The sequence below is a fragment of the Micromonospora sp. HNM0581 genome, from assembly GCF_012726175.1.
Lineage (GTDB): Bacteria > Actinomycetota > Actinomycetes > Mycobacteriales > Micromonosporaceae > Micromonospora.
Window position 1 is genome coordinate 83,031 of the sequence record NZ_JAASAD010000018.1, and the last position, 12,978, is coordinate 96,008.

Consider the following 12,978-nt stretch of genomic DNA (forward strand, 5'->3'; position numbering starts at 1 on the left):
GTGCCCGGTTGGGGGGCGACTGATCGTGGGGACCACAATTGACCGGGTGGACGACAAGAGCCTTACCGAGAACAGCGTGGCGGCCAACCGGACGAGCCTGTGGGGGGGCCGGTTCGCCGGCGGCCCGTCGGAGGCTCTGGCTCGCCTGTCGGTGAGTGTGCAGTTCGACTGGCGGTTGGCCCCGTACGACATCGCGGGTTCCCGGGCGCACGCCCGGGTGCTGGCCGGTGCCGGCCTGCTCGACCCGGAGGAGCTGGGCCGGGTCCTCGCCGCCCTCGACGACCTGGAGGCCGCCTGCGCCTCGGGTGCGTTCCGTCCCACGGTCGACGACGAGGACGTGCACACCGCCCTGGAGCGTGGCCTGCTGGAACGGCTCGGCAGTCTCGGCGGCAAGCTGCGCGCCGGCCGGTCTCGCAACGACCAGGTCGCCACCGACCTGCGGCTCTACCTGCGCGATCATGCCCGGGGTGTGGCCGCACGGCTGGTGGAGCTAGCAGAGGCGCTGGTCGAGCAGGCCGGGCGGCACGTGGACACCGCCGCGCCCGGCATGACCCATCTGCAGCACGCCCAGCCGGTCACCTTCGGCCATTGGCTGCTCGCCCACGTGCAGCCGTTGCTGCGGGACCTGGAGCGGCTCCGCGACTGGGACCACCGGGCTGCGGTCAGTCCGCTCGGCGCGGGGGCACTTGCTGGTTCGGGGCTGCCGCTGGATCCGGTGGCGGTTTCGAAGGAGTTGGGGTTCCGGACGTCCTTCGCCAACTCGATGGACGCGGTCGCCGACCGGGATTTCGTCGCCGAGTTCCTCTTCGTCACTGCGATGATCGGGGTGCACCTGTCCCGCCTCGGCGAGGAGGTGGTGCTCTGGACGTCGCAGGAGTTCGGTTGGGTGGAGTTGGACGACGCGTTCGCCACCGGCTCGTCGATCATGCCGCAGAAGAAGAACGCGGACATCGCCGAGCTGGCGCGGGGCAAGTCGGGTCGGCTCGTCGGTGGGCTGGTCGCCGTGTTGACGATGCTCAAGGGCCTGCCGATGACGTACGACCGGGACATGCAGGAGGACAAGGAGCCGGCATTCGACGCGGTCGACACCCTGGAACTGCTACTGCCGGCGCTCGCCGGAATGATCTCCACGATGACGGTACGTGTCGACCGGCTGGTCGCCGCCGCGCCGGTGGGATTCTCCCTGGCCACCGAGGTCGCGGACTGGCTGGTTCGCAAGGGTGTGCCGTTCCGTGACGCGCACGAGATCACCGGCAAGCTGGTGGCGCTCTGCGTGGCGCGGGACTGCGCCCTCGACGAGGTCTCCGACGCCGACCTGGCCACCGTCAGCGAGCACCTCGACCCGGGCGTCCGCGACGTGTTGTCGGTCCGTTCGGCGCTGGCCGCCCGCACCACGCCCGGCTCCACGGGTCCCGGCCCGGTGGCCGATCAGCTCGCCACCGCCGCCGACCAGCTGACGACTTGGCGGGAATGGTCCGCTGAGCCGGTCGTCCCCCGCTGACCCGCGCCCCGTCGCGTTCCTCGTGTAGTTGCGGGGATGCTGCTGCCTTGGGGCGCCGAGGCGACAGTTGTCCCGCGACTACCGGGACGGCAGGTCAGGTTGCCGGTCACGCGTGGGCCGGGTTTCCTGGAGGTGTGGAGCATCCCTGGCTGATGGCCCCGGCTGCCGACGTCGCGCAGACGGCGCGGAGCCTGCTGGGCTGGGAGCTGTCGGCCAACGGGGTGCGGGTCAGGCTGACCGAGGTCGAGGCGTACGCCGGCACCGGTGTGGATCCCGCCTCGCACGCGCACCGTGGGCCGACGCCCCGCACGACGGTGATGTTCGGCCCGGCGGGCCGCGCGTACACGTATTTCGTGTTCGGTGTGCACTGGTGCCTGAACGTCGTCTGCGGCGGTGTGGGGGAGGCGGCGGCGGTCCTGTTGCGTGCCGGTGAGGTGGTCGAGGGTGTGGACCTGGCGCGCAAGCGGCGCGGTGAGGTGGCCGACCGCGATCTTGCCCGGGGGCCGGCTCGGTTGGTGGTCGCGCTCGGCGTCGACGCGGCGGCGAACGGCACCTGCATGTTCGACGGGACCGGACCGTTGCTGCTGACGCCACCGACCCGCCTGGTCGGGGCGTCGGCCGTCTCAGCCGGTCCACGGGTCGGGGTGGCCGCGGCGCACGAGGTGCCGTGGCGGTTCTGGATCACCGGCGACCCGACTGTCAGCCCGTACCGCCGGCACGTGCCGCGACGCCGAACCTGACTTCGTTGTCGGCGACGGCGCTGCCGGTCGCGGGCGGGCCGGGGCAGGGCGTGACGGGCGACACCTGTGCAGGGGGAGCGCACGGAATAGTTGACTCGTCAAATATGTTGTCGGGGGCGTCGGGCGCCATCCGCCCGGTCGGACGACACGAGGGAGCGGTCATGCAGTTCGGAGTCTTCACCGTCGGCGACGTCACGGTCGACCCGACAAACGGCCGGGAACCCACCGAGGCCGAACGGATCAAAGCGATGATCACTATCGCGCTGAAGGCCGAGGAGGTCGGCCTCGACGTCTTCGCCACCGGCGAGCACCACAACCCGCCGTTCGTCCCCTCGTCGCCCACCACCATGCTGGGCTGGATCGCAGCCCGCACCGAACGGCTGCTGCTGTCCACCGCGACCACGCTGATCACCACCAACGATCCGGTGAAGATCGCCGAGGACTACGCGATGCTGCAACACCTCGCCGACGGCCGGGTCGACCTGATGATGGGCCGGGGCAACACCGGGCCGGTCTACCCCTGGTTCGGGCAGGACATCCGCAACGGCATCCCGCTCGCCATCGAGAACTACGACCTGCTGCGCCGGTTGTGGCGCGAGGACGTGGTCGACTGGAAGGGCAAGTTCCGCACCCCGCTGCAGTCGTTCACCGCCACGCCGCGTCCGCTCGACGGCGTACCGCCGTTCGTGTGGCACGGCTCCATCCGCAGCCCGAAGATCGCCGAGCAGGCCGCCTACTACGGCGACGGCTTCTTCGCCAACCACATCTTCTGGCCCGCCGAGCACACCAGGCGGATGGTCGGCCTGTACCGGCAGCGTTTCGAACACTACGGACACGGCACCGCCGACCAGGCGATCGTGGGACTGGGTGGCCAGGTGTTCATGCGGCGCAACTCCCAGGACGCGGTACGCGAGTTCCGCCCCTACTTCGACAACGCGCCGGTCTACGGGCACGGCCCCTCGCTGGAGGACTTCACCGCGCAGACCCCGCTGACCGTGGGTAGCCCGCAGCAGGTCGTCGACCGTACCCTCAGTTTTCGTGACTACGTCGGTGACTACCAGCGGCAGCTGTTCCTCGTCGACCACGCCGGGCTGCCGTTGAAGACGGTCCTGGAGCAACTGGATCTGCTCGGCGAGGAGGTGGTGCCGGTGCTGCGCAAGGAGTTCGATTCGCTTCGGCCGGCGCACGTGCCGCTGGCCCCGACCCACGCGTCACTGCTGGCCGGGGGCGACAGCACCGTCCACGCCGTCACTGGTCGGGCACCGGAGGCCGCCCGATGACCGTGCGTACCCTCGCCGTGGTCTCGGCCGGTACTCACTGCTCCGGCTGGTGCGGGTGGGCGATGAGCACCGGGCAGCGGGCGTGCTGCACCAGCGTCTGACTGACCGAGCCGAGCAGCAGCCCGGCGAAGCCACCCCGACCCCGCGATCCGGCCACCACCAGCGCCGCGTCCCCGGTCGCCTCGACAAGCGCCTGATCGGGCTTGGGGGCGACGACCACCCGCTCCTCCACGACCAGTCCCGGCCGGCTGCCCCGCGCCGCCGCACCGGCGGTGGCGAGCAGCGCCCTCGCCTCCCCGTCGTCGTCGCCTTCGCCGGCGACGTGCACCAGCACCAGCGTCCCGCCGCGCCGGCCAGCTTCCTCCGCGCCGTGACCGACGGCGAGTTCGGCCGACTCCGAACCGTCCACCCCGACCAGCACCGGACCTTCGGACGGGATCGGACGGTCGGGCGGGCGGATCACCAGCACCGGGCAGTGCCCGTGCGCGGCCACCTGAGTGCCGACCGAGCCGAGCAGCAGCCCGGCGAAACCGCCCAGGCCGCGGCTACCCACCACCAGCAGCTCCGCCCGCCGGGACTCTTCGACCAGGGTCGCGCCCGGCCCGCCGGCCACCTGACGCACCTCGACCGTCAACCCCGGCCACCGGTCCACAAGTTCGGTGGCGGCCTGTTCGAGCATCGCGCGGCCGTCCTCCGACGCTGCCGGAACGCCCACCTCGTACGGGTTGATCGGCACGCCGTAGCCGAGCGGGTGCAGGTAGCCGTGCACCAGATGCAGCGGGCGCGACCGCCACACTGCCGCCTGTGCCGCGTGCTCCGCGGCCACCAGACTCGGCGGCGATCCGTCCACCCCCACCACCACAGGTCGATTCATCGTCACTCCACGGGTCGGTCAGGGTTCATTGTCGACGTCGTCCTGTCGCCTGGGCACGTCGACACACCACCGGTCAGGCCCCCACGACCGTACGCAGCTTCCGGACGACCGCCAGCGGGGCGTGGGCGTGGTGCAGCACGGCGTGGCTGACCGAACCGAGCAGCAGCCCACCCAGCGTGCCGCGTCCCCGCGCGCCCACCACCACCAGTTGGGCGGTACGGGACTCCGCCACGAGTGCCCGACCAGGGGAACCGCGCACCAGCCGCCGTCGCACCGGCACCTCCGGATAGCGCTCGGACCAGCCGGCCACCGCCTCGGCGAGGAGGCGTTCCTCCTCGTCGCGGAAAGCGTCCAAGTCGTAGACCAGGGGCAGGACGTCACCGGGACCGGCCGGAGTCGGGTAGAGCCAGGCGTGCACCGCGACCAGTTCGCTGCCGCGCCACGCCGCCTCCTCGAAGGCGAACCTGACCGCCTCCTGGCACAGTTGAGAACCGTCGACGCCCACCACCACCGGCCCGTCCGCACGCGAAGCACCGCGAACCACAAGCACCGGGCTGTCCGCGTGAGCACTGACCTGTACGGCCACCGAGCCGAGGAACAACTCGGCGAAGCCGCCCAGCCCCCGGTTACCGAGGACGACGAGAGCCGCGTCCCGGGCCTCGGCGAGCAGGACGGCACTCGCCGTCCCGTCGATCACCACACCGGTCACCACCACCTCCGGGGCCACCTTCCCGGCTTCGGTGAGGGCCTCGGCCAGATACCGCTCAGCCTGGCCACGCAGCCCACCGTCGACCGGCGCACCCGGTGCCGGGCCGAGCGGCACCCCCATCAGCGGCCAAATGAACGCGTGCACGATCCGCAGCGGACGACGCCGGTACGCTGCCTCCCGCGCGGCGGCCCGCACCGCGTGCAGAGCGATCTCGGAACCGTCCACGCCCACCACGACGGGGGCGCCGCTGTTGCTGGTCATCGCATCTCCTTCTCGACTCCGCTGTCAGCCTCGCTCACCGACGGTGTCAGCGTGGACAGGTCGGTGTCCGGTGTGCGCCGAGGGCCGCCACGACGGTGCTCGTCCGGTGAACCTCCCCGTCCGCGATCTGGACCTGTCCGGTCACTGTCCGCCCCCCTGTGCACGGGCGCACCCCGGCGGCGCGCCCTCGACGACAGCCTCGTCGACGCCGGGTGCCGCCCGGCAGGGGCGATCCGCCTGCGCGACCCGGGCCCAACGGCCCTGCCGCTCCCGGCCCCGTCGACATGGTCTCGTGGCTTGAGCGACAACCGGGTGGCTGCTGCCCGCGTCCGATCCACGGGGCGGCAACGACACCGAGCGTGTTCACCGAGGCGCACCGATCAGGTGGCGTCGCGCCGGGGCGAGCCGCGTATGGTCGGTCGGTGACCGATGACCTGCGGATCCGTCCGGTACGTGAGGACGACCTGGTGGAGTTCTTCGTCCACCAACTCGACCCGACGGCCAGTTGGATGGCCGCCTTCGGTGCCGAGGACCCGACGGACCGGCGAGCGTTCGCCGCGCACTGGGTCCGTATCCTCACCGGCGGGGAGAACCTGGCCCGCACGGTGACCGTCGACGGCGCGGTGGTCGGTCACGTGCTGGCCTTTCCGGTCGGCGAGACGATCGAGGTCAGCTACTGGATCGACCCGGCGTGCTGGGGCCGCGGCTACGCCACCCGTGCCCTGGCCGCGTTGCTGCGGGAGGTCACGCGTCGACCGCTGTTCGCGCGGACGGCAACCGACAACGCCGGGTCGTTGACCGTCCTGCGCCGCTGCGGCTTCGTCGTGCGGGAAACCGGCCGGGGGTACGCTCCCGGCCGCGGTCACGAGATCGACGAGTACGTCCTGGAACTGCCGGCGTCACCCGGCACCGACCCGCGATGATCTGCCCCTGACAACGCGGCTGACCAGGGCGGCGACTACCCTCGCGGGGTGAACTGGCTGGAACTGGTCGGCTGGGCGGGCTCCGCCTTGCTGGTCTGGTCGCTGTTGCAGACGCGCATCCTGCGGCTGCGCGCCCTCAACCTGGTGGGCTGTGCCGTCCTGATCGGCTACAACGCCACGATCCGGGTCTGGCCCATGGTGGGGCTGAACGTGGTACTGGCTGTGATCAACATCTGGTATCTGCGGCGACTGCTCACCACCCGCCACGACGAGCAGACGTACCAGGTGGTCGAGGTCAACGTCGAGGACGCCTTCCTGGCTCACACGCTGCGGGTGCACGCCGCCGACATCGCCCGGTTCAATCCAGGTTTCCGTGCCGACGAACTGACCGCAGGTGCGGCCTTCCTCGTCGTACGCGCCGACGAGGTCGTCGGTGTGGTACTGGTACGCGACGTCGGCGGCGGGGTGGCCCAGGTCGACCTGGACTACGTCACCCCTTCCTTCCGCGACTTCACCCCCGGCGAGTTCGTCTACCGGCGCAGCAGCCTGTTCACCGACCGCGGATTCCGCCAGGTGCTCAGCCCACCGGGGATGGTCGCCCCGTACTACCACCGCCTCGGGTTCCGTCGGGCCGGCGAGTCGTACGTCCTGGACCTGCCGGCCCCGGCACTGCCGCAGGACTGAGCGTTCGTACGGTTCCGACCCCCTCTCTGCAGGGCGATGATTCGTCGTCGTGACAAGTGGGCATAGGCACCGCTACGTCGGCGGGGTCGCCACCGGCGGCGCCACGGGGCGCGGTCCAGCGAGGGAGAACCAGGCGTGCAGAGCTACTGGAGCCAGCTGGCCCTGGTCGCAGTTCTGATCGTGGTGAACGCGATCTTCGCCGGCAGCGAGCTGGCGTTGGTGTCGCTGCGTGACAGCCAGCTCCAGCGGCTGGAACGCACCGGGCGCACCGGTCGGGTGCTGGCCCGGCTGGCCCGCGACCCCAACCGCTTCCTGGCCACCATCCAGATCGGTATCACCCTGGCCGGGTTCTTGGCTTCGGCCGCCGCCGCGGTGTCGCTGGCTCGACCGCTGGTGCCGTTGTTGGAGGGTGTCTTCGGTCGGGCAGCCAGCCCGGTGTCCGTGGTTCTGGTCACCCTGGTGCTGACCTTCGTCACCCTGGTATTCGGTGAGTTGGCCCCGAAACGGATCGCCATGCAGGTCCCGGAGCGGTGGGCGCTGCTCGTCGCCCGCCCGCTGGACCTGCTCGCCGCCCTGACCCGGCCGGTCGTGTGGGTGCTCGGTGCCACAAGTGACCTGGTGGTGCGGCTGTTCGGCCTGGACCCGAAACCTGAGCGCGACGAGATCAGCCCGGACGAGCTGCGCGACATCGTGGCCGGCCACCACGGTTTCACCAAGGAGCAGCAGACCATCATCGCCGGTGCCGTCGAGATCGCCGAGCGGAGGCTGCGGGCGGTGCTGGTGCCAAGACTGCAGGTCTTCTGCCTGGACAGCGGTACCACGGCGGAGGCTGCCCGACTCGTGCTGGCCGCCTCCGGCCACTCCCGTGCGCCGGTGGTACGTCACGGCGGCCTGGACGACTCGGTGGGCGTCATCCACCTGCGGGACCTGGTCGGCGTCGGTGACGACCAGCCCGTCGACGAGTACGCCCGCCCGCCGTTGCTGCTACCGGACTCGGTGCCGGTGGTCGACGCGCTGCGCCGCTTCAAGGCCGAACGACAGCACATGGCCCTGGTGGTCGACGAACGTGGTGCCGTCGAGGGCATCGTCACCCTCGAGGACATCCTCGAGGAGATCGTCGGGGAAATCTACGACGAGACCGACCGGGACGTCGGAGCGGTTCGTAGCGACGCTGACGGTGCGCTGCTGCTGCCGGGCACCTTTCCGGTCCACGACCTGCCCGATATCGGCGTGGATCTGCCCGGACGACCGGACGGCGACTACACCACCGTCGCCGGGCTGCTCCTGGCCGGTCTCGGTCGGATTCCCCGCTCCGGGGAGCAGTTGACCGTCGACGGCTGGCGGCTGGAGGTGACTGTCGCTGACGAACGGGCGGTCTCCGGTCTCCGGCTACGCCGGGCGGCAGCGGAGTCCGTAGAGCCGGACGCCCCCGAGACGGACGCGCCGCTCGAGCCCGTTGCGCAGCCTGCCGAGGCCCCGTCGGTGCTGGACGGCACGCGGCGCTGAGAACCGTTCGGGGTTGGTCGAGCCGGTCCGGGCCTGCTCCGACTCAGCTTCGTGCGGCACGTTCCGGTTCGGAGTCGTCAGGCAGCGGCGGGTCCAACCGCACCCCGTGAACCGGCAACTGCCAGGTGCTCCGAGCGAGCAGCCGGGCCAGCGCACGGATCGCCCAGGGGCCCGACGGGTGCCGTTGCGGACCGATCAGCCGCCCACTCAACCGGCCGTACCAGTGTCGAGTGACGACCAGGTCGGTCAAGCGCAGCGGGCCCTGAGCGGGACCACGTACGACGAGGTCCACCACCCGGCCCAGGCGGCGATCCTGGTGGTCGTAGGCGGTCCGGCCCAGCAGGTCACCCGCTCGCACGGTCGGCTCCCGGAATCCGATCGACGAGGTGGCGGCGCAACCACTGCTCCACCGGCGAGGTGGGCAGTTCGTCGGCCCGCACCCGTAACCACACCGCACTGTCGACCCGACCGACAAGCGCGTACGGGATGCGTAGCGGCGCCATCGGTCGGTCCGTGACGAACCGCTCGGCGGCGATCACGAGCATCCGGCCCAGCCGGCCACCGACCCGCTGCCCGAGGGCCCCCGGTCCGCTCAGCAACGACCGCAGGTACGGCACCCCGTCGGCGTCGAGGGCGAACTCCACGTCGTCGACCTTGCCGACCAGCCGACCGTCGCGGTCGACGAGTTGCCGGTCGAGTAGTTCCTGACTGACCTGGATCCTCACTGGCCCATCCTCGTACCGATCGCCAGTGGTACGGCGACGATCGAGGCAGCGAGGATGACGAGCAGCAGCACCGCACCCAGCAGGTTGAGTATCCGGCTGTTGACCCGGTCACCAAGGTAGGTGCGGTCGTTGGCGACCACCAGGATCGGCAGGTAGGTCAGCGGCAGCGCCACCGCACTCATGACGAGCATGTATTCGGTGAGGGTCACCGGGTCGACGGTGGTGAGCAGCAGCAGTACCGCGAGCAGCACGCTGACCAGCAGCACTGTATGGAATCGGGCGGCCTCGTGTGGGCTGACCCGTTTGCCCCACTGCCAGCCGAAGTACTGCGCGGCGGCGTACGCGGCGGCCAGGCCCGTCTCCAGTGCGGCGCCGAAGGTGACCGCGAAGAACGCCAAGGCCGCCACGGCCAGGCCGGCCGCGCCGAAGGCCAGCACCACCGGATGGGCGACCTGGTCGAGGCTGTCCACCGACAGACCGGCAGGTCGCAGCACCACCGCAGCCGTGGCGATCAGTGACAGGGCGAGGAAACCGCCGATCGGGAAGCCGACGAGCACGCCGAAGCGGTTGTCGGCCAGGTCGGCGGTGCTCCACCGTTCCTCGACCCCGCCGGAGGAGAAGAAGAAGACCTCGTACGGGCTGACGGTCGAGGCGAACAGCGCCACCGCGACGAACCAGTACGCCCCCCACCCGTGACCGGAGTCCTCGGGTGCCACCGCACTGCGGCCGAGGGCCGCCCAGTCGGTAGGCAGCCAGAACAGAGCGACGGCGAACACGACGAGGGCGAGCCCGGCCAGCCCGAAGACCCGTTCCATCACCGGGAACCGCATCCGCCACAGCACCAGCCAGACCGCGATCCCGGCGACCGGCACCCAGAGCAGGTAGGGCACACCGGTGGCCAGCCGCAACGCCAGTGCCACCCCGCCCAGCTCGGCGGCCAGGGTGATCACCGTGACCAGGTACGACGCCACCAGGTTGAGCAGTGCCATCCGGGCGCCGAGCCGCTCCCGGATGAGGTCGAACACCGCACGGCCGGTCACCGCCGCTATCCGTCCGGCCATTTCCGCGTACGCGCAGATGGCGACGACCCCGAGCAGCAGCACCCAGGTGTGCGCCATGCCGAAGCGGGCACCGGCCTGGCCGGCGGCGACCAGGTCACCGATGTCGACGAAGCCGCCGACCGCGGACAGGATCCCGAGTGTGGCGGCGAGGAGCTTCCTCACGTCGGCGGGGTGGGCTCGGTCATCGGTGCGACGATAACGCCACCAAAGTCATTGTCTGTGCGAAACGGGCGCAGTCTCGCTGCAGGTACGACCAGGGGTGGCACTGCGATCCCGCCCAGCTCCGAGTCGCCCGCGTGCTGTCGTCCGCTGCGCGCCGTCAGCTCGGTGGGTCCGGTCGGTCGGCAGCCGGGTAGAGATTCTGGAGGCGCACCTGCCCCCGCGCTACCAGCTGCCCGGCCACGTCCGTGATCTCGACCTGCCACAGCTGCTGACTCCGCCCCCGGTGCACCGGGGTACCGACCGCGACCAGCTCACCCTCGCGTACGGCGCGCAGGAAGTCGGTCTGGTTCGACACTCCGACGACCTGTCCGCGCTCACCCAGCCAGAGAGCTGCACCGATGCTGGCCGCGGTCTCCACCACCGAGCAGTGGACCCCGCCGTGCAGGATCCCGTAGGGCTGTTGCAGCTCCGGGCGGATCTGCCAGCGGATCGTGACCCGGTCCCCGCTCACCTCGTCCAGCTCCAGCCCGAGCAGGTTGAAGAAGCCGCCTGCCATCGTCGACATGTCCATGGTCACCTCCATGATCTTGAGCCCAGTCAGCCTAGTGTCGTGCCGTCCGCCGGATCCCGGTAGGGCCGTACCAGGCTGATGGGGGAGAATCGGTGACCGTGACCGACCGCACCCTTTCGCCGTCGAGGCGGAACGCCCTGACCGATGACCTGCGCTGGCGGGGTCTGCTCCAGGACTCCACCGACCCCGACGAGTTGCGGGCGTTGCTCGACGGTCCGGGAACCGCCTTCTACGTGGGCTTCGACCCGACCGCGCCGAGCCTGCACGTCGGCCACCTGATGCAGGTCACCACCGCCCGTCGTCTCCAACTCGCCGGGCATCGGCCGCTGTTGCTGGTCGGGGGCGCCACCGGGCAGATCGGCGACCCGAAGGAGAGCGCGGAACGGACCCTCAATCCGCCGGAGGTCGTGGCGAGCTGGGTGCGACGGATTCGTGACCAGCTCGCTCCCTTCGTGTCGTACACCGGGGATCATGCCGCCAGCCTGGTCAACAATCTGGAGTGGACCGGCGAGATGTCGGTGGTGGAGTTTCTGCGTGACGTGGGCAAGCACTTCCCGGTCAACCGGATGTTGGCCCGGGAGGTGGTCCGAGCCCGGCTGGAGAGTGGGATCAGCTTCACCGAGTTCAGTTACCAGCTGCTGCAGGCGAACGACTTTTTCGAGCTGCACCGACGGCACGGCTGTCAGCTTCAGTTCGGTGGTTCGGACCAGTGGGGCAACATCACCGCTGGAGTCGACTATGTCAGGCGGCGCGGGCTCGGGCCGGTCCAGGCGTTCACCACCCCGCTGGTGACCAGGTCGGACGGCTCGAAGTTCGGCAAAACCGAGGGTGGCGCGATCTGGCTCGATCCCGAGATGACGAGTCCGTACGCCTTCTACCAGTTCTGGATCAACGTCGACGATCGGGACGTGGGCCGTTACCTGCGGTACTTCAGCTTCCGCGGTAGGGCCGAGTTGGAGGAGCTGGAGAAGGAGACCGTCGAGCGGCCGGCATCTCGGGCAGCTCAGCGTGCTCTCGCCGAGGAGCTGACCACCCTGGTGCACGGTGAGCGGGAGATGGCGCAGGTGGTCGCCGCCAGTCAGGCACTGTTCGGCCGGGGATCCCTCGATGATCTATCCCCGGCGACGCTACGCGCTGCGCTCACCGAAGCCGGGCTGGTACGCCTCGAAGGGCTACCCGAGGTGGCTGCCCTGTTCAAGGAGTCTGGCCTGGTGCCGAGCATGAAGGAGGCCCGACGGGTGATCGCCGAGGGTGGCGCGTACGTCAACAACACTCGTGTCGTCGCGGCGGACGCCGTGGTGTCGTCGGCGGATCTGTTGCACGGCAGATACCTCGTGCTGCGGCGGGGGAAGCGTTCCTTCGCCGGAGTGGAGGTCGGCTCCTGAGCGCTGGCAGGCGGGTGTGACGCGGGACGCGTCCGGTGGATTTGACGATCGATCCGCTGGACGCGTAACTTTCTCTCTGCCAGCGCGGAACGGACGAAGGGGGCGAAAGCCCTAGGCCGGAGCGAGGGCGAACCCTTCGGTACGGAGTGGGCGATGCCCATCCCGTCCGAGCCGGGCGGTGCCCCGGATCCGCCGGGAGGCGGATTTGGTGAGGCGGAACCGACCGGGTAAGGTTCTCGACCGGCAGGGACCCAGGCGCGCTAGCGGGAGACCGCGGCGGCTGGCCTGCCGACCCACAAGTCGCACGGTGGTGAGCCGGGCGGATTGTGGTGCTCGGATTTGGTGGAAGTTGCGACAGATCGGTGCGAACCGGTTTGACACGGCAGAAACCGCCGAGTAACGTAGTAGGAGTGCCCGGTGCGGTTGTGGTCGGGTGTGGTGCCCCGGATGGTGGCCCTTGGTGGGTTGCTTTGATGGTGTGTGGTTGTTTTTTGAGAACTCAACAGGGTGCTTGATAAGCCAGTGCCAAGTTTTTTGTTTTGGCAGCATTATTTTGTTGTCGGGATTGTTTTCCAGGTTTTTGTTGGAGAGTTTGA

Annotated in this window: 13 protein-coding genes; 7 read left to right on the forward strand and 6 right to left on the reverse strand. The window is 70.1% G+C overall.

Annotated features, from left to right (window positions below):
• Nucleotides 1–37: 37 nt before the first annotated feature.
• From argH to HCA58_RS19575, 3 genes are all read left to right on the forward strand, one after another.
• Nucleotides 38–1,501: an argininosuccinate lyase gene (gene argH, locus HCA58_RS19565; protein WP_169599299.1), complete on the forward strand. Its 1,464-nt coding sequence runs from the start codon at nucleotides 38–40 to the stop codon at nucleotides 1,499–1,501.
• Between the two features lie 152 nt (nucleotides 1,502–1,653).
• Nucleotides 1,654–2,241: a DNA-3-methyladenine glycosylase gene (locus HCA58_RS19570; protein WP_169599300.1), complete on the forward strand. Its 588-nt coding sequence runs from the start codon at nucleotides 1,654–1,656 to the stop codon at nucleotides 2,239–2,241.
• Between the two features lie 161 nt (nucleotides 2,242–2,402).
• The gene (locus HCA58_RS19575) at nucleotides 2,403–3,521 is read left to right on the forward strand and encodes an LLM class flavin-dependent oxidoreductase (protein WP_169599276.1); all 1,119 of its coding nucleotides are present in this window, start codon (nucleotides 2,403–2,405) and stop codon (nucleotides 3,519–3,521) included.
• A gap of 34 nt (nucleotides 3,522–3,555) precedes the next feature.
• Here the strand turns inward: HCA58_RS19575 and HCA58_RS19580 are convergent, their stop codons facing one another.
• Both HCA58_RS19580 and HCA58_RS19585 read right to left on the reverse strand, forming a co-directional pair.
• Nucleotides 3,556–4,401, reverse strand: a complete 846-nt coding sequence (locus HCA58_RS19580) for a universal stress protein (protein WP_169599277.1) — start codon at nucleotides 4,399–4,401, stop codon at nucleotides 3,556–3,558.
• 67 nt (nucleotides 4,402–4,468) lie between these two features.
• Nucleotides 4,469–5,365: a universal stress protein gene (locus HCA58_RS19585; protein WP_169599278.1), complete on the reverse strand. Its 897-nt coding sequence runs from the start codon at nucleotides 5,363–5,365 to the stop codon at nucleotides 4,469–4,471.
• Nucleotides 5,366–5,787: 422 nt separating this feature from the next.
• Here HCA58_RS19585 and HCA58_RS19590 point away from each other — a divergent pair, with 422 nt between their 5' ends.
• The 3 genes from HCA58_RS19590 to HCA58_RS19600 all read left to right on the forward strand — a co-directional run bounded on the left by HCA58_RS19590 (nucleotide 5,788) and on the right by HCA58_RS19600 (nucleotide 8,478).
• Nucleotides 5,788–6,288, forward strand: a complete 501-nt coding sequence (locus tag HCA58_RS19590) for a GNAT family N-acetyltransferase (protein WP_346776050.1) — start codon at nucleotides 5,788–5,790, stop codon at nucleotides 6,286–6,288.
• Nucleotides 6,289–6,336: 48 nt separating this feature from the next.
• On the forward strand, nucleotides 6,337–6,972 hold the full coding sequence (locus HCA58_RS19595; protein WP_169599280.1) for a hypothetical protein: 636 nt from the start codon (nucleotides 6,337–6,339) through the stop codon (nucleotides 6,970–6,972).
• Nucleotides 6,973–7,107: 135 nt separating this feature from the next.
• Nucleotides 7,108–8,478 carry a hemolysin family protein gene (locus HCA58_RS19600; RefSeq protein ID WP_169599281.1) on the forward strand — a complete coding sequence of 457 codons (1,371 nt, stop codon included), beginning with the start codon at nucleotides 7,108–7,110 and terminating at the stop codon, nucleotides 8,476–8,478.
• Between the two features lie 43 nt (nucleotides 8,479–8,521).
• Here the strand turns inward: HCA58_RS19600 and HCA58_RS19605 are convergent, their stop codons facing one another.
• The 4 genes from HCA58_RS19605 to HCA58_RS19620 form a co-directional block, all read right to left on the reverse strand.
• Nucleotides 8,522–8,836: a PRC-barrel domain-containing protein gene (locus tag HCA58_RS19605; protein ID WP_169599282.1), complete on the reverse strand. Its 315-nt coding sequence runs from the start codon at nucleotides 8,834–8,836 to the stop codon at nucleotides 8,522–8,524.
• Nucleotides 8,823–9,203, reverse strand: coding sequence for a hypothetical protein (locus HCA58_RS19610; protein WP_169599283.1), 381 nt, complete (start codon nucleotides 9,201–9,203; stop codon nucleotides 8,823–8,825). Before HCA58_RS19610 ends, HCA58_RS19605 begins: the two co-directional genes overlap by 14 nt.
• Entirely contained in the window at nucleotides 9,200–10,426 is a 1,227-nt protein-coding gene (locus HCA58_RS19615; RefSeq protein WP_169599284.1) for a divalent metal cation transporter, read from the reverse strand. The genes HCA58_RS19610 and HCA58_RS19615 overlap by 4 nt, the downstream gene beginning before the upstream one ends.
• Nucleotides 10,427–10,583: 157 nt before the next feature.
• Entirely contained in the window at nucleotides 10,584–10,997 is a 414-nt protein-coding gene (locus HCA58_RS19620) for a PaaI family thioesterase (RefSeq protein ID WP_169599301.1), read from the reverse strand.
• Nucleotides 10,998–11,095: 98 nt separating this feature from the next.
• Between HCA58_RS19620 and tyrS the strand changes: the two genes are divergently transcribed.
• Complete coding sequence (gene tyrS, locus HCA58_RS19625; RefSeq protein ID WP_169599302.1) at nucleotides 11,096–12,382, forward strand: tyrosine--tRNA ligase; 1,287 nt, start codon at nucleotides 11,096–11,098, stop codon at nucleotides 12,380–12,382.
• Nucleotides 12,383–12,978: the final 596 nt, after the last annotated feature.

Excerpts from the sequence above, each read along its gene's own strand:
- HCA58_RS19575 (WP_169599276.1), top strand. The coding sequence starts at position 2,403 with ATGCAGTTCGGAGTCTTCACCGTCGGCGACGTCACGGTCGACCCGACA.
- HCA58_RS19585 (WP_169599278.1), bottom strand. The coding sequence starts at position 5,365 with ATGACCAGCAACAGCGGCGCCCCCGTCGTGGTGGGCGTGGACGGTTCC.
- HCA58_RS19570 (WP_169599300.1), top strand. The coding sequence starts at position 1,654 with ATGGCCCCGGCTGCCGACGTCGCGCAGACGGCGCGGAGCCTGCTGGGC.
- HCA58_RS19620 (WP_169599301.1), bottom strand. The coding sequence starts at position 10,997 with ATGGACATGTCGACGATGGCAGGCGGCTTCTTCAACCTGCTCGGGCTG.